General features: G+C 72.9%; 22 protein-coding genes, 1 tRNA gene and 3 pseudogenes. 17 read left to right on the forward strand and 9 right to left on the reverse strand.

The genetic code is table 11. The annotated features are described in order from the left end of the window. Positions 1-187: 187 nt before the first annotated feature. A complete protein-coding gene (locus ACFQGL_RS03220; protein ID WP_377505049.1) occupies positions 188-634 on the forward strand; it encodes an SRPBCC family protein in 447 nt (148 codons plus the stop codon). A 181-nt stretch (positions 635-815) separates the two neighbouring features. On the opposite strand, the gene aceE is transcribed toward ACFQGL_RS03220, so the two are convergent. Beyond that, the gene (gene aceE / locus ACFQGL_RS03225) at positions 816-3,554 is read right to left on the reverse strand and encodes a pyruvate dehydrogenase (acetyl-transferring), homodimeric type (protein ID WP_377505052.1); all 2,739 of its coding nucleotides are present in this window, start codon (positions 3,552-3,554) and stop codon (positions 816-818) included. A gap of 230 nt (positions 3,555-3,784) precedes the next feature. On the opposite strand from aceE, the gene ACFQGL_RS03230 reads away from it, so the two are divergent. The 7 genes and pseudogenes from ACFQGL_RS03230 (at position 3,785) to ACFQGL_RS03260 (ending at position 8,796) form a co-directional block, all read left to right on the forward strand. After that, positions 3,785-4,189, forward strand: a complete 405-nt coding sequence (locus ACFQGL_RS03230) for a YjbQ family protein (protein WP_377505055.1) — start codon at positions 3,785-3,787, stop codon at positions 4,187-4,189. A 468-nt stretch (positions 4,190-4,657) separates the two neighbouring features. Further along, the gene (locus tag ACFQGL_RS03235) at positions 4,658-5,062 is read left to right on the forward strand and encodes a MarR family winged helix-turn-helix transcriptional regulator (RefSeq protein WP_377505977.1); all 405 of its coding nucleotides are present in this window, start codon (positions 4,658-4,660) and stop codon (positions 5,060-5,062) included. A 51-nt stretch (positions 5,063-5,113) separates the two neighbouring features. Continuing rightward, positions 5,114-5,462: pseudogene (locus ACFQGL_RS03240) on the forward strand (transketolase); the annotation flags it as partial. A 113-nt stretch (positions 5,463-5,575) separates the two neighbouring features. Beyond that, positions 5,576-7,546 (forward strand): annotated as a pseudogene (locus ACFQGL_RS03245) (thiamine pyrophosphate-dependent enzyme); the annotation flags it as partial. Positions 7,547-7,658: 112 nt separating this feature from the next. Then, a complete protein-coding gene (locus ACFQGL_RS03250) occupies positions 7,659-8,096 on the forward strand; it encodes a DUF3052 domain-containing protein (protein ID WP_334631686.1) in 438 nt (145 codons plus the stop codon). 87 nt (positions 8,097-8,183) lie between these two features. Beyond that, positions 8,184-8,648, forward strand: a complete 465-nt coding sequence (locus tag ACFQGL_RS03255; protein ID WP_377505058.1) for a peroxiredoxin — start codon at positions 8,184-8,186, stop codon at positions 8,646-8,648. 76 nt (positions 8,649-8,724) lie between these two features. Continuing rightward, a tRNA-Val gene (locus tag ACFQGL_RS03260) sits at positions 8,725-8,796 on the forward strand. Positions 8,797-8,806: 10 nt separating this feature from the next. On the opposite strand, the gene ACFQGL_RS03265 is transcribed toward ACFQGL_RS03260, so the two are convergent. Then, on the reverse strand, positions 8,807-9,676 hold the full coding sequence (locus ACFQGL_RS03265; protein WP_377505061.1) for a class I SAM-dependent methyltransferase: 870 nt from the start codon (positions 9,674-9,676) through the stop codon (positions 8,807-8,809). Between the two features lie 109 nt (positions 9,677-9,785). On the opposite strand from ACFQGL_RS03265, the gene ACFQGL_RS03270 reads away from it, so the two are divergent. Beyond that, positions 9,786-10,337 (forward strand): DinB family protein, encoded by a 552-nt coding sequence (locus ACFQGL_RS03270; protein WP_377505064.1) that lies wholly within the window; start codon positions 9,786-9,788, stop codon positions 10,335-10,337. Positions 10,338-10,373: 36 nt separating this feature from the next. On the opposite strand, the gene ACFQGL_RS03275 is transcribed toward ACFQGL_RS03270, so the two are convergent. Continuing rightward, complete coding sequence (locus ACFQGL_RS03275) at positions 10,374-10,718, reverse strand: hypothetical protein (RefSeq protein WP_377505067.1); 345 nt, start codon at positions 10,716-10,718, stop codon at positions 10,374-10,376. A gap of 130 nt (positions 10,719-10,848) precedes the next feature. On the opposite strand from ACFQGL_RS03275, the gene ACFQGL_RS03280 reads away from it, so the two are divergent. Genes ACFQGL_RS03280 through ACFQGL_RS03290 form a run of 3 tightly spaced genes read left to right on the forward strand, consistent with a single transcriptional unit; the run spans position 10,849 to position 12,500 of the window. Next, the gene (locus ACFQGL_RS03280) at positions 10,849-11,097 is read left to right on the forward strand and encodes a hypothetical protein (protein WP_377505070.1); all 249 of its coding nucleotides are present in this window, start codon (positions 10,849-10,851) and stop codon (positions 11,095-11,097) included. Positions 11,098-11,131: 34 nt separating this feature from the next. Then, positions 11,132-11,680: a hypothetical protein gene (locus ACFQGL_RS03285; protein ID WP_377505072.1), complete on the forward strand. Its 549-nt coding sequence runs from the start codon at positions 11,132-11,134 to the stop codon at positions 11,678-11,680. Between the two features lie 22 nt (positions 11,681-11,702). Beyond that, entirely contained in the window at positions 11,703-12,500 is a 798-nt protein-coding gene (locus ACFQGL_RS03290) for an alpha/beta fold hydrolase (RefSeq protein WP_377505077.1), read from the forward strand. Here ACFQGL_RS03290 and ACFQGL_RS03295 read toward each other — a convergent pair. After that, positions 12,472-13,836, reverse strand: a complete 1,365-nt coding sequence (locus tag ACFQGL_RS03295) for a TolB-like translocation protein (protein WP_377505080.1) — start codon at positions 13,834-13,836, stop codon at positions 12,472-12,474. The two genes, ACFQGL_RS03290 and ACFQGL_RS03295, sit on opposite strands and share 29 nt — an antisense overlap. 97 nt (positions 13,837-13,933) lie before the next feature. Next, positions 13,934-14,047: pseudogene (locus tag ACFQGL_RS03300) on the reverse strand (SigE family RNA polymerase sigma factor); the annotation flags it as partial. A gap of 163 nt (positions 14,048-14,210) precedes the next feature. Here ACFQGL_RS03300 and ACFQGL_RS03305 point away from each other — a divergent pair. Next, the gene (locus ACFQGL_RS03305; protein ID WP_377505083.1) at positions 14,211-14,840 is read left to right on the forward strand and encodes an HAD-IA family hydrolase; all 630 of its coding nucleotides are present in this window, start codon (positions 14,211-14,213) and stop codon (positions 14,838-14,840) included. Here ACFQGL_RS03305 and ACFQGL_RS03310 read toward each other — a convergent pair. Continuing rightward, positions 14,837-15,445 (reverse strand): Pr6Pr family membrane protein, encoded by a 609-nt coding sequence (locus ACFQGL_RS03310; RefSeq protein WP_377505086.1) that lies wholly within the window; start codon positions 15,443-15,445, stop codon positions 14,837-14,839. The genes ACFQGL_RS03305 and ACFQGL_RS03310 overlap by 4 nt on opposite strands. Before the next feature lie 56 nt (positions 15,446-15,501). On the opposite strand from ACFQGL_RS03310, the gene ACFQGL_RS03315 reads away from it, so the two are divergent. Beyond that, on the forward strand, positions 15,502-16,434 hold the full coding sequence (locus ACFQGL_RS03315) for a GNAT family N-acetyltransferase (RefSeq protein ID WP_377505089.1): 933 nt from the start codon (positions 15,502-15,504) through the stop codon (positions 16,432-16,434). On the opposite strand, the gene ACFQGL_RS03320 is transcribed toward ACFQGL_RS03315, so the two are convergent. Next, a complete protein-coding gene (locus tag ACFQGL_RS03320) occupies positions 16,319-17,614 on the reverse strand; it encodes a glycosyltransferase (RefSeq protein ID WP_377505092.1) in 1,296 nt (431 codons plus the stop codon). The genes ACFQGL_RS03315 and ACFQGL_RS03320 overlap by 116 nt on opposite strands. Here ACFQGL_RS03320 and ACFQGL_RS03325 point away from each other — a divergent pair. After that, complete coding sequence (locus ACFQGL_RS03325; RefSeq protein WP_377505095.1) at positions 17,585-18,226, forward strand: GNAT family N-acetyltransferase; 642 nt, start codon at positions 17,585-17,587, stop codon at positions 18,224-18,226. The two genes, ACFQGL_RS03320 and ACFQGL_RS03325, sit on opposite strands and share 30 nt — an antisense overlap. A 105-nt stretch (positions 18,227-18,331) precedes the next feature. Further along, entirely contained in the window at positions 18,332-19,474 is a 1,143-nt protein-coding gene (locus ACFQGL_RS03330; protein WP_377505098.1) for a polysaccharide pyruvyl transferase family protein, read from the forward strand. A gap of 9 nt (positions 19,475-19,483) precedes the next feature. Here ACFQGL_RS03330 and ACFQGL_RS03335 read toward each other — a convergent pair whose 3' ends face one another. Beyond that, positions 19,484-19,690, reverse strand: a complete 207-nt coding sequence (locus tag ACFQGL_RS03335) for a hypothetical protein (RefSeq protein WP_377505101.1) — start codon at positions 19,688-19,690, stop codon at positions 19,484-19,486. On the opposite strand from ACFQGL_RS03335, the gene ACFQGL_RS03340 reads away from it, so the two are divergent. Then, complete coding sequence (locus ACFQGL_RS03340) at positions 19,681-19,839, forward strand: mycothiol transferase (protein ID WP_377505104.1); 159 nt, start codon at positions 19,681-19,683, stop codon at positions 19,837-19,839. The two genes, ACFQGL_RS03335 and ACFQGL_RS03340, sit on opposite strands and share 10 nt — an antisense overlap. 20 nt (positions 19,840-19,859) lie before the next feature. Here ACFQGL_RS03340 and ACFQGL_RS03345 read toward each other — a convergent pair whose 3' ends face one another. Further along, positions 19,860-20,732, reverse strand: coding sequence for a carbohydrate kinase family protein (locus ACFQGL_RS03345; protein WP_377505107.1), 873 nt, complete (start codon positions 20,730-20,732; stop codon positions 19,860-19,862). Positions 20,733-20,755: the final 23 nt, after the last annotated feature.

A 20,755-nucleotide genomic window follows, 5' to 3' on the forward strand; every position in this document is an offset into this window, starting at 1 on the left:
CGCCCTCCCGGTCAACGTGAAACGTGTTCGGGACTCTAGGACGATCCAGATGAATGCGCCATAGGCCGGCTTGGCGCAATGCGCAATGGTTGATCGGCGTGTCTTTTTCCGAACCCGTCCTGGTAAGTCCGATTTAGCGCATAGAGTGCCGATATCGTGTGATGTCCTCACTGGAGGAAAGACGGAAATGATCCTCGTGGAACGCAGTGCGCACGTGGCGGCGCCGGTGGAAATGGTCTGGGACGTCGTACAGCGGGCCGAGCAGTTGCCGGCCTGGCTGGCGGGGGTCCGCGCGGCCGAGGTGCTCTCGGGAGAGGGCTTCGGACGGCGGCAGTTGGTCCAGGCGGGGCGCGGCTCGGCGCACGAAGCCGAGGTGATCGCCTATCAGGAGCCGACCTTGATCGGCTGGCGGGAACGGGCCAAGGGTGCCGGTGCTCGTGCGGAGGCGCGCACCGAGATCTACGTCCAGCTCACTCCCGACGAGGAGGAGGGCGGGACCATCGTGCGGCTCATCGTGGTCCGCTGGCCGGCCGGCCCGGTCAAGGCGGCCATGCTGCGCCTGGGGCTGCGTCGGGTCGGCGCCGACCTGGAGGACTCGCTGGCCCGGCTCACCGACCTGGCCGCCGTCGGCTGACGAGAGCCCGTCCTCCCCGCACCCCCACCCGCCCTCGGGGGTCGATCATGGACCTGTGGTGCCCGGAACGAGGTGACTTCACCGCTTCGTCGCCCACCACGACTCCATGATCGACGGGGTGGGGGTAAGAACGAGGAAGGGCCCGGCGCACCGCGCCGGGCCCTTCCTCGTCGTACGGGTACTAGCTGTCGCCGCCGGTCTCGCCGACCGGGGCGGCGTTGACGTCGTCGATCGCGTACTTCTTGGCGGCCTCGGCCGGCACGGTGGCCGGTACCGCGCCGCTGCGGGCGAGCTGCCGCAGCGTGGCGACCACGATCGACTCGGCGTCGACGTGGAAGTGCCGGCGCAGCGCGTGCCGGGTGTCCGACATGCCGTAGCCGTCGGTGCCGAGCGACGTGTAGTCACCGGGCACCCACCGGGCGATCAGGTCCGGAACGGCCCGCATCCAGTCGCTGACCGCGACCTTCGGCCCGTCCGCCGCCGCCAGCTTCTGCTGGATGTACGGCACCTTCGCCTCGGCGGCCGGGTTGAGCAGGTTGTACTCCTCGCACTCCACCGCGTCGCGGCGCAGCTCGGTCCAGGAGGTCACCGACCAGACGTCGGCGGCCACCCCCCAGTCCTGGGCGAGCAGCTGCTGGGCCTTGAGCGCCCACTGCATGCCGGTGCCGGAGGCGAGCACGTTGGCCTTCGGGCCGTCGACCTGCGGCGCGGGGGAGTAGTGGTAGATGCCCTTGAGCAGGCCCTCCACGTCCACCCCGGCCGGCTCGGCCGGCTGCAGGCTCGGCTCGTTGTAGACCGTCAGGTAGTAGAAGACGTTCTCCTGCGCGTCCCCGTACATCCGGTGCAGGCCGTGCTCCATGATGTGCGCGATCTCGTACGCGAACGCCGGGTCGTACGCGACCACCGCCGGGTTGGTGGCGGCGATCAGGAGCGAGTGGCCGTCCTCGTGCTGGAGACCCTCACCGTTGAGCGTGGTCCGCCCCGCGGTGGCGCCGAGCAGGAAGCCCCGGGCCATCTGGTCGGCCGCCGCCCACAGCCCGTCGGCGGTCCGCTGGAACCCGAACATCGAGTAGAAGATGTACATCGGGATCATCGGCTCGTCGTGGGTGGCGTACGAGGAGCCGGCCGCCGTGAACGAGGCGACCGAGCCGGCCTCGTTGATCCCCTCGTGCAGGATCTGCCCGGTGGTCGACTCCTTGTACGACAGGAACAGCTCCCGGTCGACCGAGGTGTAGCGCTGGCCGTGCGGCGAGTAGATCTTCGCGGTCGGGAAGATGGAGTCCAGGCCGAAGGTGCGCGCCTCGTCCGGGATGATCGGCACCCAGCGCTTGCCGAACTCCTTGTCCTTCATGATGTCCTTGAGCAGGCGGACGAAGGCCTGCGTGGTGGCCACCTTCTGCTTGCCCGAGCCGCGCTTGATGTCGGCGAACCGCTCCGGGCCGGGGATGGCCAGCCGCTTGCCGCTGGTCCGCCGGGACGGCAGGTAACCGCCGAGCTGCTCGCGCCGCTCCTTGAGGTACGCCAGCTCCTCGGACTTCTCACCCGGGTGGTAGTACGGCGGCAGGTAGGGGTTCTCCTCCAGCGCCGAATCCGGGATGTCCAGGTAGAGCCGGTCGCGGAAGGTCTTCAGGTCCTCCAGCGTCAGCTTCTTCATCTGGTGGGTCGCGTTGCGGCCCTCGAAGTGCGAGCCGAGCGTCCAGCCCTTGATCGTCTTGGCCAGGATGACGGTCGGTTGGCCGGTGTGCTCGGTGGCCGCCTTGTAGGCCGCGTAGAGCTTGCGGTAGTCGTGGCCACCCCGCTTGAGGTTCCAGATCTCGTCGTCGCTGAGCGGGTCGACCATCTTGCGGGTCCGCGCGTCGCGGCCGAAGAAGTGCTCGCGAACGTACGCTCCGGACTCCGCCTTGTAGGTCTGGTAGTCACCGTCGGTCGTGGTGTTCATGAGGTTGACCAGCGCGCCGTCGGTGTCCGCCGCGAGCAGCGGGTCCCACTCCCGGCCCCAGACCACCTTGATCACGTTCCAGCCGGCACCCCGGAAGAACGCCTCCAGCTCCTGCATGACCTTGCCGTTGCCACGGACCGGGCCGTCCAGCCGCTGGAGGTTGCAGTTGATCACGAAGGTGAGGTTGTCGAGCTCCTCGCGGGCAGCCACGCCGATGGCGCCCAGCGTCTCCGGCTCGTCCATCTCGCCGTCGCCGAGGAACGCCCAGACGTGCTGCTGGGAGGTGTCCTTGATGCCGCGATGCTGCAGGTACCGGTTGAACCGGGCCTGGTAGATCGCGTTCAGACCGCCGAGGCCCATCGAGACGGTGGGGAACTCCCAGAAGTCCGGCATCAGCCGCGGGTGCGGGTACGACGGCAGGCCGCCACCCGGGTGCGACAGTTCCTGCCGGAATCCGTCGAGCTGGTGCTCGCTGAGCCGGCCCTCGAGGAACGCCCGCGCGTACATGCCGGGGGAGGCGTGGCCCTGGTAGTAGATCTGGTCGCCGCCACCCGGGTGGTTCTTGCCCCGGAAGAAGTGGTTGAAGCCCACCTCGTAGAGCGACGCCGAGCTGGCGAAGGTGGAGATGTGTCCGCCGACGCCGATCTCCGGGCGCTGTGCCCGGTGCACCAGCATCGCGGCGTTCCACCGGACGTAGGCCCGGATCCGTCGCTCGACGTGCTCGTCACCCGGGAACCACGGTTCGCGCTCCGACGGGATGGTGTTGATGTAGTCGGTGGTGGTCAGGGGCGGAACCCCGACCTGGCGCTCGCGGGCCCGCTCCAGCAGGCGCAGCATGACGTAGCGAGCGCGTTTGGCGCCGCGTTCGTCGATGACACCATCAAGCGACTCGACCCATTCGCTGGTCTCTTCAGGGTCGATGTCCGGAAGCTGGCTCGGTAGGCCGTCGCTGATCACCGGGCGCTTGCGTTCCGTAGCCACAGGCGTTCCCTCGGTTGTGTGTGGGATAGGTCTCTAGCGCCATCCTGCCTCCTGGTGGCACCCGGCGTCACGTCTAGACCCCCCGGACGCGACGCTGAACACAGGTACTCGCCGGTAACTTAGCGCTACGAGACCCCGAACCACGTTGTCCGCCACCGCCACCGTGCCGGTAGGTGGGCACCGGGCCTGGTCGGCGGATCCAGGCCTCACGCTGCGGCAGAATGCGACGTATGCGCAGCGATGTGATCACCGTCCAGACCGGGTCCCGGCCGACCGTCCGGGACATCACCGCCGAGGCCCAGGCGTTCGTCTCCGGCGAGGGCGACGGCCTGCTGCACGTCTTCGTGCCGCACGCCACCGCCGGCCTGGCGATCATCGAGACCGGGGCGGGCTCCGACGACGACCTGCTGCGGGCGATCGGCGACCTGCTTCCCACGGACGACCGCTGGCGGCACCGGCACGGCTCGCCCGGGCACGGCCGGGACCACGTGCTGCCCGCCTTCGTCCCGCCGTACGCGAGCCTGCCCGTGCTCGACGGGCGCCTCGCGCTGGGCACCTGGCAGTCGATCTGCCTGGTGGACACCAACGGCGACAACCCGACCCGCCAGGTCCGCTTCTCCTTCCTCCCCGCCTAATCCACCCCGCCCCGCCCCCGTCGCCCCCCACGCTCCCCGTCCGCGTCGCCTCCCACCCTCCCCGTCCGCGTCGCGCCCCACCCTCCCCGTCCGCGTCGAGCCCCACCCTCCCCGTCCGCGTCGCCCCCACCCCCGTCCGCGTCGCGCCCCACCCCTCGTCCGCGTCGATCTAGGGCAGATCGTCGTGATTATTGATCCACTAACGACAACTTGCCCTAGATCGACGGGGACGGGCGCGGGGAGGGGCGGACGGGCCGCGCGGGAGGGGCGGACGGGCCGCGCGAGGCGTGGACGGGCGCGGGGCCGCGCGGGGAGGCGCGCGGGGAGACGGGGAGGGGGTGGTGTGATCGGTGGGACGGGGCGGTGGGGGTGGGTGCGTACGATGTGGTCGTGGCGCAGGAGGTCGTTGTTTCCGAGGTGGGCGGGTCGGTGGACCGTGCCGGTCTGGCCGTCGACGTGGTGCGCCGGATGGCGCACCTGACCGCCGCGCTGCGGCACCGGCAGGGCTCTGCCTTCGCCGAGCTGGGCCTCACCCCGGCGGCGGCGCGGGCGCTGCACGAGCTCGATCCCGACCGGCCCCTGCCGGCCCGCGACCTCGCCGAGCGGCTGAGCTGCGACCGGTCGAACGTGACCGCGCTGGTCGACAAGTTGGAGCAGGCCGGTCTGGTCGAGCGACGTACCGACCCGGCCGACCGGCGGCAGAAGACCTTGGTGGTGACCGAGCGGGGTCGCGACGTGCGAGGCCGGGTGGTCGAGGTGATGTCCGACTCCCGACTGCTGGCCGGACTGACCGACCGGGAGCTGAGCACCCTGCGTGACCTGGTCTGGAAGGTGTCCGACGGTGGGTGTCCGGAGCCGTGTGGGCCGGAGTGAGTCGACCTGCGTGGGCCGTGTCCCACTGGGCGACCAGGGCCCGCGTCGGTAATGCTGTCCGACGTGACCACCCCGCAAGATCTCGACGACCGCTTCCGGGAGACGCTGGCGGCACTTCCCGCCGCCGAGCGGCGGCGTGACCCCGCCGACCCGGTCACCGACGACGCCCCGCTGACCGGCGCGGAACTGCTGGACCTGTTCGACGCGCAGGTGACCAGCCGCCAGCTCGACCTGGCCGGCCACTGGCTGCGTAGCTTCGGGGAGGGCTTCTACACCATCGGCTCGGCCGGGCACGAGGGCAACGCGGCGGTCGCCGCCGCGCTGCGTCCGACCGACCCGGCCCTGCTGCACTACCGTTCGGGTGCCTTCTACTGCGTCCGCGCAGCCCAGGTCGCCGCCGAGCCAGCGCCGGCCGCCGACCGGGAAGCGCCCGCCGAGCCCACGGCCACCGGAAGGGACCCGGCCGGATCGGAACCAGCCGGGTCCGAGCCGGCCGCCAGCGGGTTCGCGGCGTACGCGGAGGCCGCCCGGGACGTGCTGCGCGGGATGGTCGCCTCCAGCCAGGAGCCGATCGCCGGCGGCCGGCACAAGGTCTTCGGCCGAGCCGACCTGGCCATCGTGCCGACCACCTCCACCATCGCCTCGCACCTTCCGCGAGCGGTCGGGATGGGGCTGGCCGTGGAGCGGCTGCGTCGGCTGGACACCGCCGGGCGGCGTACCGGTGCCGGGGCTCGGGTCGGCAGCGGCGCCGGCGCCACGCACGCCCCGTGGCCGCCGGACGCCATCGTGGTGTGCTCGTTCGGCGATGCCTCGGTCAACCACGCCAGCGCCACCGCCGCCTTCAACACCGCCGGCTGGTACGACCACGCGGGGCTGCGCATTCCGGTGCTGTTCGTCTGCGAGGACAACGGGCTGGGCATCAGCGTCCGCTCTCCGCAGGGCTGGGTGGAGGCGACGCTGCGTTCCAAGCCGGGCATCCACTACCTGACCGCCGACGGGGACGACCCGGTGCAGGCGTACGCGGTGGCGGCCGAGGCCGCGGCCTGGGTGCGCCGGCACCGCCGGCCGGCCGTGCTGCATCTGCGTACCGTCCGACTGATGGGGCACGCCGGCGCGGACGCCGAGTCGGCGTACCGCAGCACGGCGGAGCTGGTCGCGGACCTGGACCGGGATCCGGTGGTCGCCACCGCCCGGCTGCTCGTCGAGGCGGGTGTGGCCACCGGCGAGGAGCTGCTGGGCCGGTACGACGAGACCGGCTGGCAGGTACGCCGACTCGCCGAGGAGGTGCTGGGCGAGCCGAAACTGGCCTCCGCGGCCGACGTGGTGTCCGCGCTGGCCCCCCGCCGGCCGATGCGGGTGGCCCGGGCGGTGGCCGACGCGGCGGCTCGGGCCAGCGGGGCCGGGGTGGGTGCCCGGGCGGAGGCGTTCGGGGGCAAGCCGCCGGAGCTGGCCGGGCCGCTGACCCTGGCGCAGAGCATCAACGCGGCGCTCGCCGACGGGCTGCTGGACCACCCGCAGATGGCCGTCTTCGGCGAGGACGTGGCTGCCAAGGGCGGCGTGTACGGGGTGACGAAGGGGCTGCGCGACCGGTTCGGGGCGGCCCGGGTCTTCGACACCCTGCTGGACGAGACGTCGGTGCTCGGGTTGGGGCTGGGCGCGGGGCTGGCCGGGATGCTGCCGGTGCCGGAGATCCAGTATCTGGCGTACCTGCACAACGCCGAGGACCAGCTGCGCGGCGAGGCGGCCACCATGCAGTTCTTCTCGCGGGGCGCGTTCCGCAATCCGATGGTGGTGCGGGTCGCCGGGCTGGCGTACCAGGAGGGGTTCGGCGGGCACTTCCACAACGACAACTCGGTGGCCGTACTCCGGGATGTGCCCGGTCTGGTGATCGCGGTGCCGGCGCGGCCGGACGACGCCGCGCCCATGCTGCGGACCTGCCTGGCCAGCGCGGCGGTGGACGGCAGCGTCTGCGTGTTCCTGGAGCCCATCGCGCTCTACCACGCCCGCGACCTGTACGCCGAGGGTGACGGGGAGTGGCTGGCCGGGTACCCGGAGCCGGGTAGCTGGGTGGCCGGGCACGTGCCGATCGGTCGCGCCCGGGTCTACCGGGTGGGGTCGGCCGACGACCTGACCATCATCACCTTCGGTAACGGGGTGCGGATGTCGCTGCGGGCGGCGGCCGTCCTCGCCGAGGAGGGGGTGGGCACCCGGGTGGTGGACCTGCGCTGGCTGGCGCCGCTGCCGGTGGCCGACATCATCCGGGAGTCCTCGGCGACCGGCCGGGTGCTGGTGGTGGATGAGACGCGTCGCTCCGGCGGGGTCGGCGAGGGCGTGATCGCGGCGCTGGTCGACGCCGGATATGTCGGTGCCGCACGGCGAGTGGCCGGAGTTGACTCGTTTGTACCATTAGGTCCGGCAGCACGTCACGTACTGGTCTCCGCGGAAGCCATTACCGACGGTGCCCGTACGCTGCTGGCACGGTAAATTCCGTTCCACCCGGTGCGCCACTTGCGCGCGGAGGCACAACTGTGTGGACTTTGCCTGACGGCGTCGCTCCGACGCCGCGAGCAGGGACAAGAAGAGGAGGCACGCGACAGTGAGCGCGACCGCTGGTCAGGCCGCCGACGGGGTACGCAGCCTGGCGGACCGGTTCGGCATCGAACCGGGGATGGTCGTCATGGAGATGGGGTACGACGATGACGTCGACCAGGATCTCCGCGACGCCCTGACCGACCGCTGTGGAGAGCTGGTCGACGAGGACACCGACGAGGTGGTCGACGCGGTGCTGGTCTGGTACCGCGACGGCGACGGTGATCTCTTCGAACTTCTCGTGGAGACCCTCGCCCCGCTGGCTGACAACGGGGTCGTATGGCTGCTCACGCCCAAGGCGGGGCGTGAGGGGCACGTCGAGCCGAGTGAGGTTGCGGAGGCCGCGCCCACCGCCGGCCTTCAGCAGACCTCGACCATCAACGCCGGCCGGGACTGGAGCGGCGCCCGTCTGGTGCTGCGCCGAGGGGCCAAGGCCAAGAAGTAGCCCCGTTCGTTCCCCACACGCCCGGCGGACCGCATCGCCGGGTGTGGCACGGCTGTGCCGTCCCCCGACTCGAGGCGAGGAGTTCGCATGCCCATCGAGATTGGCGCCGAGGCGCCAGACTTCGTGCTCAAGGACCAGAACAACCAGGAGGTCCGGCTATCCGGCTTCCGGGGTAGGCGCACCGTGTTGCTGGTCTTCTACCCGCTCGCCTTCACCGGCACCTGCCAGGGTGAGCTGCACGAGGTGCGGGACAACCTCGGCGAATACGTGAACGACGATGTCCAGGTGTTGACCGTGAGCGTCGACTCCGCCTACAGCCACAAGGTCTGGGCCGACCGGGAGGGCTACGACTTCCCGCTGCTGGCCGACTTCTGGCCGCACGGCGGTGTCGCCCAGGCGTACGGGGTCTTCAACGACGTGGCCGGCTTCGCCAACCGGGGCACCTTCGTCATCGACAAGGCCGGCGTGGTCCGCTTCGCCGAGATGAACGGCCCCGGCGAGGCCCGCGACCAGCAGGGCTGGCGCAAGGCCATCGCCGAGGCGGCCGTCTGACGGGTACGCCGTGCGCCCGGGCCGGTGGCGAGCAGGGTAAGATTGCCAGCCTCCGGCCCGCCGTACGGGGCGTTCCGGGCGCGTAGCTCAGTGGGAGAGCACTCGCCTTACAAGCGAGGGGTCGCAGGTTCGAAACCTGCCGCGCCCACCCTGCACCATCACCGGTCGGCGACCATCACCCGGCTGTGGCTCAGCGACCTGGCGTGGCGGATCGGCAGGGACAGCGCCCGTGCCGCGTCGAGCAGGTTCTCGTCCCGGGTGACCGTGAAACCGTGTCGGGCGAGCAGCGCGGCCATGTCGGCGGGCCGCCAGGTCGAGCGCCACGGCTCCTTCGCCCAGACGGTCGACCGGCCGGTGGACGCCATCAGCAGCCGTGCGACGAGGCGGCCCAGCGTCGCGGACGTGGCCGGCAGTTGGAAGTTGACGATGAGCCGGCTACCCGGCCCCGAGCAGCCGGCGAGCGCGGCGAGCGTGCCGGTCACCTGCGCTCTGGTCAGGTAGGGCACGACCCCCTCCCAGACCCAGGTCGTCGCCTCGGTGGTGCGGTGCCCGGCGGCCGCCAGCGCCTCGCCCAGCGGGTCGCGGCGCAGGTCCACCGGGACGAACCTCGGCGGGGTGCCGAGCAGGCGCGCGGCCCGCTCGCGTTTGTCGAGCTGGCTGGCCGGTTGGTCCACCTCGAAGACCGTCACCCCGGCGAACTCCGGCATCCGCCAGGCGCGACCGTCCAGCCCCGCGCCGAGGAGCACAACCTGAGGGCTGGGACGGGCGCGTACGGCCTCGTCGATGGCGACCGTACGCGGCACCATCAGCTCGGCGCTGGCGCGTACCGTCTCGTAGTCGACGCGCTGCCGCCACGGTTGCGGGACGGCGCCGTCGCGTACCCACTGGACGGCCTCGCGCTCGTCGGGACGCAGCAGGGGCAGCGCGGTCGGGTCCGCGAAGCGGTCGGGAGCGATCAGCCCGTCCGCGGCGGCGCGACCCTGGCAGACCAGCACCGCCGTGCGGCTCGCCCGCGCGGGCTTCGGCATCGGTTGTCTCCACTCCGGGCTGCGGCGTGTTCCGCCCTCGACGGTAGCGCCGCCAACGGCCCGAGCGTGCCCTGGACCGTTCTCGGTCGGCCCGTTAGCCTCGACCCCCATGACCAACGCGGACGAGCCCGGTCACCCCGAGCCCCCGCTCGCGGGCGACGAGACCGCCACCCTGCTGGGCTCCCTGGACCGCCAGCGCGCCACCCTGGCATGGAAGACCGGCGGGCTCGACGCGGCCGGCCTGCGGGCCACGCTCGGCCCGTCGTCGATCACGCTGGGCGGGCTGCTCAAGCACCTGGCGCTGGTCGAGGACCTCTACTTCTCGCTGAAGCTGGCCGGCCGCTCACCCGGACCGCCGTGGGAGACCGTGGACTGGGACGCCAACCCCGGCTGGGAGTGGCGTTCGGCCGCCGAGGACACCCCTGAGCAGCTCTACACGCTCTGGCGGGAGGCGGTGGCCCGGTCCCGCGCGACCGTGGCCGAGCTGTTGGCCGACGCCGGGCCGGAGCAGTTGGCCAGGGGCGACTGGCCCGACGGCCAGGTGCCGAGCCTGCGCCGCGTCCTGGTCGACCTCATCGAGGAGTACGCCCGGCACGTCGGCCACGCCGACCTGATCCGCGAGTCGGTCGACGGGCTCACCGGCGAGGACCCGCCCCGCTGACCACGCGCCAGCGGGGCTGCGACTTCGGTGGTGCTGTCAGACGACCACCGAGGAACCGAACGCCCACTCGATCCAGTCCTCGGCGCAGTAGGCGGTGCTGCTCACCCCGCCGGACTTCCACGGCCCGAGCACGGTCCGCCAGTTGCCGTTGTTGTCCTCGCAGTACACCTTGACGCGGTACTGCCGGCTACCGCCGCCGGTGCACCCGGCCCACGCCCCGTACCGTCCGATGCTGGAGTCGTGGAAGGTTCCGTCGTTGCATTCCATCGCCGTCGCGCCCGCCATCGCCGGCGCGGCGGTGGTGGCGGTGAGCACGGCCGATCCCATGGTCAGCAGTGCGACCGCCGTGGCGGCACGCCGAAGCCCGTTGCGTCGTCTCATCGAATTCCCCCCCGCGGATAGGCATTGATCAATGAGCCTAGGCGGGGTGGTCGAAGCTGTCCAGATCGATGTTTGGCCGGTTGGGGCTCGACTGGCACGCGTACGGTGGGAGCGACGACGGAGGGTACCGATGATCCCGACGATGATTCTGTTCGGCCTGGCGTTCGGGCGCTGGTGGCGCTCGACGCTCGTCGCTGCCGCGTTGCTCTGGCCGGCCGTGTTGCTGGGCAGCAGCGTGATGCAGACCGATGTGGGGTTGCTCGGCGCGTCCGGGCTGGCCGTGGCCAACGCCGCCGTCGGCGTGCTGGCGCACCAGGTGATCCTCCGGGCGGTTCGGGCGATGCGTTGTGCAAGCCCGTCGCACGGCGACTCCCGTTGACCGCCCGTGTCCCGGGCAACGCGATGATGGGCGCGTGCAGGACACCGTCGCCGTCGCGCTGATCACCTCACTGTCCACGTTGGCCGCTGCGGCCCTGACCGGGTTGGTCGGCGCGCTCAGCACCCGCCGACAACTGGCCCACCAACTCGCCGTGGCCGGACAGGAGGCCACCGAGCGGCGGAGCACGCGCCGTGATGAGCTGCGGCGCGAGGCGTACGTCGGGTTCCTCGGCGCCTGTGACCAGGCGTACCGGTCGCTGGACCGACGGTGGGTCGAGGCCGGTGGGGACGAGCCGCCGTCCGGCTACGACGAGACGTACGCGGCGATGCGCGCCGTGGACGAGGCGTACAACCTGGTGTTGCTTCAGGGCCCGGCGCAGGTCGCGGCGGCCGGCCGGTCCGTGCTGACCAGCGTCACCACCGAGTACGCCGACCAGCGGCGGCTCGGCGGCGAGCCGGGCGCCGGGGTGGGGCCACTCCGCGACCGGCACCGGGAGCGCTGGCTGGCCGCCATCGAGGAACGCACGAATCGCCGGGTTTCGTTCGTCGCTGCCGTGCAGGCGGTGTTGGATCGGGACGGGTGACGCCGAGGAGCGGGGGTTCCGGGTGAGCTACGCGGACGTCAACGGGCTGCGGCTCTGGTACGAGTCGCACGGCGACGGCCGCCCGCTGGTGCTGCTGCACGGCGGTTACGGGTCGACGGAGATGTTCGTCCCGATCATGCCGGCGCTGGCCCGGCGTCGGCGGGTCATCGCGGTCGACCTGCAGGCCCACGGGCGCACCGCCGACGTCGACCGCCCGCTGCTCTACGAGACGTTGGCCGACGACGTCGCCGCGCTGCTCGGGCACCTCGACCTGCCCTCGGCGGAGCTGCTGGGCTACTCGCTGGGCGGTGGTGTCGCGCTGCGTACCGCGATCCAGCACCCGGCGCTGGTACGCCGACTCGTGTTGGTCTCCACGCCGTGTCGGCAGACCGGCTGGTATCCGGAGGTGCTGGCCGCGATGGCGGCCCAGGACGAGCGGGTCGGCGAGCAGATGCGCGGCACGCCGCCACACCAGCTCTACCAGCGGATCGCCCCGCGCCCGCAGGACTGGCCCCGGCTCTGGGCCAAGAGCGGCGACCTGCTGCGCCGCGCCTACGACTGGTCCGACGAGGTGGCCCGGCTGGCGATACCGACGTTGCTGGTGTTCGCCGACGCCGACTCGATCCCGACCACGCACATGGCGGAGTTCTACGGGCTGCTCGGCGGCGGGCACCGTGACCCCGGCTGGGACGGCACCGACCGTCCGGCCGCCCGGCTGGCCGTGCTGCCCGGGCACACCCACTACGACATCGTCAGCGCACCGGCCCTGCCGGCCGCGGTCCTGGAGTTCCTCACCCACCAGGTCGACGCCACCGCCTGACCCACCGCAGTACGGGAGCGCGCAGCGTCACCGCCGCGGCGATCAGCACCGTGAAGAGCCCCGCCCACAGCCAGAACCGGAGGCCCACCCCACCGGGAGGTTGCGCGTCGCGCACGCGTCCGCCGCGGATCACCTGGTCGGCGACGTCGACGGCGAGCACCTGGTCCGGGGCGGTCAGTACGGTCCTCGGCGTGGCGGCGCCGGGCGTGAGCGCCAGCAGCCGTACGCCGCCCACGCGCTGGTCCGCTGTGGGCGGGTCGGTCTGCTCCTCCAGTGGCGGATCGGGGGCGAGGGGGTCGGGCTCGAACGCCGCGACCAGCGCCGACCCGTCCGGTGCCCAGCCGAGCAGCCGGATGGCGACCACGCCGGACACGGCGGGCAGGCGCAGCGGACCGACGTCCCGCCCGGTGGCGGGGTCGACCTGGCGCAGGGTCCACTCGTCGGCCTCCAGCCGCCGGGTGGCCAGCGTCAACGTCGCACCGTCCGGCCGCCATGCGCCCTTGCCGGCCAGCCAGGTCTCGTCGGGCAGGGCGAACGAGGAGATCTCCCGACCCCGCAGGTCGGTCACCGCGACCGTGCGCCCGTACTGGTAGGCGAGACGACCCGGAGCGGCGGCGACGGCAGCGCCGAAGTGCGCTTCCTGCGCGCCGCCGGCGAGCCTGGTCCACCGCCCGCCGTCCAGCGTGACCACGTTCAGAACCGACGTGTAGGTGGCCCCGTCGAAGGCGACCGGTGCCTCGTCGCGGACGACCAACGAAGCGCCGTCGGCGGACCAGCCGACCGGTGTGCTCCGCACGGTGTCGGTGACGGTGGACCTGAAGTGCCGGGTCCGCCCCGTGACCAGGTCGACGACGTCGACCCCCGGGTGGTCCTGGTCCCCGTCCGGCCGTGCCAGATGCCGACCGTCGGGGGAGAGCCGGACCGTCTCGCCCGCCGACGCGTCCCTGCCCGCCGGCAGGATCCGGTAGCGGTCGGAGGCCGCGCTGACCACCCCGACGATGCTCGCGTCGTTCCAGCCGCGCAGTCGTGGTGCCGTCCCGCTGAAGATGACCGAGGCCGGCCCGAGCCGGGGTCGGTCGGTGGCGTGCGGCGTGCCGATCGGCGGCAGGCCGATCCGGTCGGGCAGCGCGGCGTCCGTCGCGGCGGGGTCGAGGGCAGGGGTACGCGTCACCGGCACCGTCACACCGGCCAACGCGAGCAGCACCACCGCGCCGACAGCGGCGGCGGTCCGACGGCGACGGGACCGGCGGGCAGTGGCCAGGGCACGCTCGTAGACGGGGTACGCGGGCACGCCGTCGGCGGTGCCGTGCAGTGCGTCGCGGAGGCGGGCGGTCATCGGGTGCTCCTCTCCGCTGTGGCGTCGACCAGGTCAGGGGCGATGGCTCGGAGTCGGCGTAGCGCGTCATGGGCGTGCCGCTTCACGGTGCCGATCACCAGGAGACCTGCTGGTGGTACATGACCCGCCGCACGTACGCCTCGGGGTCGCCGTCGCGGATGCGCCGCCAGTGCCGATACGTACGGGCCAGGGCGGTCTGCACCACGAACTCGTGGAACGTCTCGGTCATGCCCACCCCCTCGCCAGGAGAGACGTCTGTCGTCCCGGAAATGGTTGAGGCCGGGCGTGGTCCCGGACGCGACGGCGGCACCTGGCCGGCGGCCACCTCGGCACCGCCATATCCTCGGGACACGAGTATGAGGGGGCGTGTGATCGTGGATCTGGCAGGCATCGACGCGGTGCTGTTCGACATGGACGGCACCCTGGTCGACTCCGACGCGGCCGTGGAGCGGGCCTGGCGAAGCTGGGCAGCCGAGTACGGCGTCGAGGCTGGGGCGGCGCTGGCGATCGCGCACGGCCGTCCCGCCGACCAGACCATTCGCCGGCTCCTGCCCGGGCTCGACGAGAGCGCGGTCGACGTGGCGTCGGCACGGCAGTTGGAGCTGCAGTACGACGATCTGTCCGACGTGACGGCCACCCCGGGTGCACACGAGCTGCTGGCCACGCTGGCCCGGTTGGGGATGCCCTGGGCGGTGGTGACCAGCGCCGACGTCCGGTTGGCGCAGGCCCGGCTCGGTGCTGCCGGCATCGTCCCGCCGGTGCTGGTCACGGTGCAGGACGTCAGCGTGGGCAAGCCGGATCCGCAGGGCTACCTGCGGGCCGCCGAGTTGCTCGACGTGCCCGCCGTACGCTGCCTCGTCGTCGAGGACGCCGAGGTGGGACTCCAGGCCGGACGCGCGGCCGGCGCGCTGACCGCGGCCCTCAAGGGGCTCGACGGCGACCTGCGCCTCGACGACCTGTCGCAGTTGGCCCACCACCTGGATCCGACCCCGATCACCCCCTAGTCAGCCGTGCCCGCGCCGGGGGCGGGGCGGGTCAGGTGCACGGCGGTCAGGGACAGCAGGAGCAGGGTCAGGCCGAAGACCGACGCGTTCAGGGCGACCGTGGGGTAGCCGAGGTGCGGCACGTCGAGGAACGGGTAGAGGTAGCGGTCCTCGTCGTGGCCCAGGGCACCCCGGATCAGGATCACCGTCAGCCAGACCAGGGGATAGGCGAGGAGGCTGACCGCGTACCCCCGGCGTAGGGCCTGCCGGGGACGGCGGGTGAGCCACTCCGCGGCGGCCAACGGCGGCGCCACCGCGTGCAGCAGGAGGTTGCCGGCGTCGGAGACCGGCCCCCGGGCGTCGGCGGTCGCCACCATGGCGTAGCCGCTCCACGGGTTGGCCAGCACCAGGACGAAGACCAGGGCGACGCCGACCAGGTAGACGGTGAGCGCGGTGCGCAGCCGATCGCCCGCGCCGGCCAGCAGCGCCACCAGGTAGGCCGCGCTGACCTGCACGGTGAAATAGAACAGCAGCTCGACGGGCTCGTCGCGGGCGGCGATCATCGAGAGGACCAGCCCGACGGCGACCACCGCGCCGGCGCTCACCCGCAGGACCCGCCCGGACACCCGGCGGACGCTACCATCGCCGCATCGACGGACGCCACGACGAGCAGGCGCCCCGGGTGCGCGCGATCCTGGCCGCCGACGCCGATCGGGAGCCGGACTCGGCGCTCGCGCTGCTCGGCGACAAGCGGTTCCACTTTTCGCCGTCCGGGGCCAGCTTCCTGATGTACGGGGTGTGTGGCCGCTCGTGGATCGCGTTCGGCCCGCCGGTGGGGCCGGCCGCCGAGCGGTACGAGCTGCTGGCCGACTTCTGCGCGACGGCGCGGCGGGCGGGCCGACGCCCGGCGGTCTACCACGTCGGTGACGCGCTGCTGCCCGAGCTGCGCCGGCTGGGGCTCGCCGTGCATCCGGTGGGGGAGTCGGCGAGCGTGCCGTTGGCCGACTTCACGCTGACCGGGCCGGCGCGTGGGGCGCTGCGGCGCAACTGGCGGCGGCTGGCCCGCCACGACAACCTGTCCTTCGCGGTGCAGCCGGGCGCGGACCTGCTCGACGAGCTGCGCCCGGTCTCTGACGCCTGGTTGGCCGGGCGGCCGGACATGTCGTTCTCGCTCGGCGGGTTCGTCCCCGGCTACCTGGCGCAACTGCCGGTCGCCGTGCTCCGGCAACGGGCCCGGGTGGTGGCCTTCGTGGCGCTGCTGCCGACACCGCACCGGTGGGGCGTGGACCTGCTGCGGTACCACCCCGACGCGCCGCCGACGGCGATGGACCATCTCCTCGTCGAGGTGCTGCACGCCGCCCGGGATCGAGGTCTGACCAGTGTGGAGCTGGGGCTGGCCCCGTTGTCCGGGCTGACCGGCACCGACCCGCTGTGCCGGCTGGGTCGGCTGGTGTACGGGCACGGTGAGCGCTGGTACCGCTTCCGTGGGCTGCGCCGGTTCAAGGCGAAGTTCGCGCCGGTCTGGTCGCCCCGTCACCTCGCCGCGCCCCGGGGATGGCACCTCCCGCTGGTGCTGGCCCAGGTGGGGCGGCTGTCGTCGCGTCCGCCGCGGTGACCGGCGGCAGTGTCGCGTACAGCGCGGTCAACTCGGCCAGGTAGCGCGACCCGGACCAGGCCGTCACGGCCTCCCGGCCGTCGTGGATCACCGTGGCGCGCAGGTCCCGCTCGGTGAGCAGCCGGGTCAGCAACGCCCCGAACGCCGCCGCGGTGGGCTCGGCGATCGGCCGGGTGGTGCCGGTGCCGGGCCGCTCGGCGAGCGCCGCGTCCACCATGGCCACCGGCAGCCCGTACGCCTCGGCCTCGCCGAGCACCAGGCCCTGGGTGTCGGTGGCGGAGGCGAACGCGAGCACGTCGGCCGCCCGGTAGTGGGCGCCGACCTCATGGCGCGGAACCGGGCGCAGCAGGTGCAGCGCGTCGGCGACGCCGAGCCGGCGGGCCGCCCGACGGACGGCGAGCCGGTGCCGCCGTGCTCCGAGCAGCACCAGCCGAGCCGCCGGCAGCTCGCGCCGGACCTGGGCGAACGCGGCCAGCAGCAGCTCCGGGTTCTTCTCCGCCGTGGCGCGGCCGACCGCGAGCAGCACCGGCACGTCCGGCGCGATGCCCAGCCGGGCCCGCAGCCGCCGCCGGTCGTCGGCGTCCGCGTCCGGCGCGGCGATCGGGGTCGGCAACACCACGATCGGGGTACGCCCCGCCATCGGCGCCATCATCGCCGCGGTCTTCGCCGACGGGGCGACCAGCACGCTGGTGTGTGCCAGCAGGCACTCACCGAGCGCCGCCAGCCGGGCCTGCCGGCCGGGCCCGGGACGGGCCAGCGCCCACAGGTCCCGCACCCGCCAGGGCAGGCCCAGCCGCAGCCCGGCGTACGCGGCACCGATCGGCACCTCGGGATAGTGCGCCGCGTACGCGATCAGGTCGGTGTGCCAGGTCAGTACGGTCGGTACGCCCCGCGCGGCGGCCCACCGCAGGCCGGCGACGCCGAGTGGTCCGGTGGTGTGCACGTGCACCACGTCGACCGGCGCCGCCGGCGGCCGGGGCGGTGCCAGCCGGTACGGCCGGGTGGGCACCGCCACCGAGGGCACCTCGCCGGCGCGGCGCCGCCGCCGGGACAGCGGCCCGGGACAGTGCAGGACGACCTGGTGGCCGGCGGCACGCAGCAGCGCCACGGTGGTGCCGACCGAGGTGGCCACCCCCTCGGGATTGGTGAGATGGCTGTCGCTGACGTGGGCGATCCGCACCCCGCCATCATCGCCGGGCCGCGCACGCCGTGGCCGCCCGCGACGAATCGGGGTGGCACGTCCGGGCACGCCTTGCTGTACTACCCGCTCGACCCCGACGGTGAGGGAGCAATGGTGGAGCTGACGCTCACGGCGATGACCGAGCAGGAATTGGCCCCGTTACTGGGGACACTGGAGCAGCACTACGCCGAGGACATGGTGGCGCACCGGGGGATGACCCCGGCGGCGGCCCGGGAGCGGTCGTCGAACCAGCTGCGGGAACTGCTGCCGGCGGGCGCGGCCACCGAGGGCGTGCTGCTGCGGCTGGCCCGGTTCGGTGACGCCGAGGTCGGCTGGATCTGGGTGACCGTGCCCGGGGCGGTCGGCGCGACCGACACGACCGGTTCACAGCGGGGCTGGATCCACAACATCGAGGTGTATCCGGCACACCGGGGACGCGGCTACGCCCGCCGGATGATCCAGCTCATCGAGGTGGAACTGGCCCATCTCGGGGTGCCCGAGCTGGGGCTGAACGTCTTCGGTACGAACACCGTGGCGATCGGCCTCTACCGGAGCCTGGGCTTCGAGGTGATGGCCCAGCAGATGTCCAAGCGGATCGAACCCGCCGGCTGAGCCGCCGGGGAAGACGCGCTCCGCCTCGGGCCGGTCCGGCGGTCAGGACTGTTCACCGGGCCAGCGGGAACCCGGCCCGGACCGCACCCCGGGGAGGAGCGACGGATGACGCATGACGCCGGACTGACCATCGGTGTGCTCGGCTCGTACGGTGGCCGAAACCTCGGCGACGAGGCGATTCTCACCGGCCTGCTCACCGATCTGCGTACGCAGGAGCCCAACGCCCGGATCATCGTCTTCTCCCGCCACCCCGAACACACCCGACTCGCCCACCCGGACGTCGAGGCGGTGCCCTGGGAGGGCGTCAGCCGTACCGAGTCCGCCCTGGTCCTGGCCCAGCTCGACCTGCTCATCCTCGGTGGCGGCGGGATCCTCTACGACCGGGAGGCCCGCCGTTACCTGCGGGTGGTCCGGGTGGCCCAGGAACGCGGGCTGCCGCTGATCACGTACGCGGTGGGGGTCGGGCCGCTGAGCGACGCGGTGGACACCGGGATGGTCCGCGAGACGCTCTCCGGTGCCACCCAGTTGACCGTCCGGGACCAGGAGTCCCGGATGGTGCTGGAGGAGGCCGGTCTGCTCAACCCGATCACGGTCACCGCGGACCCGGCGTTCCTGCTCAAGCCGGCGGATTTCCCCGCCCACCTGCTGGCCGAGGAGGGGGTGCCGGCCGGCCAACGGTTGGTCGGGATCAGCGTGCGGGAGCCGGGCCGGGCCGCCGAGCGGCTCGACGTGGACGGCTACCACCGCCTGCTGGCCCAGATCGGGGACTTCCTGGTGCACCGGATCGACGCGTACGTGCTGTTCGTGCCGATGGAACGCGACGACATCCGGCATGCCCACGGGGTGTTGTCCCACATGGTGGCCGCCGATCGGGGGCGGATCCTGCACGGCACCTACTCGCCGGAGCAGGTGCTCGGGCTGATGCGCCACTTCGACCTGGCCGTCGGCATGCGCCTGCACTTCCTGATCTTCGCGGCGATGGTCGGCACACCGTTCCTGCCCCTGCCGTACGCCGGCAAGGTCTTCGACCTGGCCCAGCGGCTCGGGGTGCCGGCGCTGCGCGGCGTGGAGCGGGAGGTCGAGGGCCCACTGCTGGCGGAGGTCGACCGGCTCTGGGACGAGCGGGAGCAGCGCGCCGAGGCCACCGCCCGACGGGTGGCCGAGGTCTGCGAGCAGGCCCGCGGCACCTCCGAGGTCACCCGCGGCGTCCTGGACAGCCTGCGCAACAAGACCCTCACCCGGGCCTGAGGCCGGCGATCACACGGCCGGGCCGGTCCACCGGTACCGCCACTCGCGGGCGTCCTCGCCGGCGGACTCCAGCTCGTAGATCTGCGCCTCGGCCAGCCCACCGGACCCGAGATGGTGGTGGGTTAGCGGCGGACGGCCGTTGCTGTCCAACTCGGCGGTGACGGTGTGCCCGTCCGCCGCGCCACCGACCAGGACGATCTGCACGGTTGAGGCCATGCGCCCATCCTGCCCGCCACGCCAGCCTTGCGCAGCGGATAGCGCGGCAGCGCTGGATCCTGATCCACATGATCGAGGAGACCGCACGGCACGCCGGGCACGCCGACATCCTGCGCGAGCTGACCGACGGTGACACCGGCGCGGTCTGAGCCCGCGTGGCCGGTCGTCGTCACCCGGTGGGCAGCAGGCCCGCCGTATACTCCATGCCGTCATGTGTGCAGGCCGCGGCGGCCACCCGGGCCGCGTACCGGGCCGCCTCCGGCAACGGCTGGCCGCGCAGTCGGCCGGCGATCAGCCCGACCGCGAAGGCGTCCCCCGCCCCGTTGGTGTCCACCACCGGCCCCGGCGCGGTCGCGGGCGGCACCGGCACCGCAGTGCCGTCACCCAGGTACAGCTCGGCGCCGTCCGCGGCCCGGGTCACCACGACGGTACGAGGTGCCAGCGCCCCGGCGACCGACGCGGCCCGATCGGCCAGGCGTACCCCGCTGACCAGGATCAGGTCGGCGACCTCGGCGAACGGGCGGTGGTAGGGGTTCGCGCCGTCCCAGTCGTGCAGGTCGGTGGAGAGCAGCACGCCGGCCGGCAGCGCAGCCCGCACGGCGGGGAGCAACGGCACCGTCCAGTCCATGATCGAGAGGTGGACGTGCCGTGCCTCGCGGACCAGCTCGGCCAACTCCGTCGCCTCGAACGGCGCGCCACCCTGCCAGGGCCGCGGGTCATACAACGACGTACGCCGCCCGCCCGGATCGACCAGGTTCACCGACCGCCGGGTGCCGGCCCGGCCCTCGGCCAGCACCGCCGGCACCCCGGCCCTGCTCAGCGCCGTACGGACCAGATCGCCGGCCGGGTCGGCACCGAGGGTGTCGACGACTCGCACCTTGAGGCCGAGCGCCCGGCCGGCCAGCGCCACCCCGGCACCGGTGTTGCCGATACGCAGCTCGATCGGCTCGACGGCGTGCGAGTCCGCGGCTGGCAACGGCAACGCGGGCACCCGGACCCGTACATCCACCCCGAGCCCACCGAGCACCAACAGATCGAACATGGTGCCGACGCTAGCCCCCTCGG

The organism is Micromonospora vulcania (assembly GCF_042658605.1).
GTDB classification, from domain to species: Bacteria; Actinomycetota; Actinomycetes; order Mycobacteriales; family Micromonosporaceae; genus Micromonospora; species Micromonospora vulcania.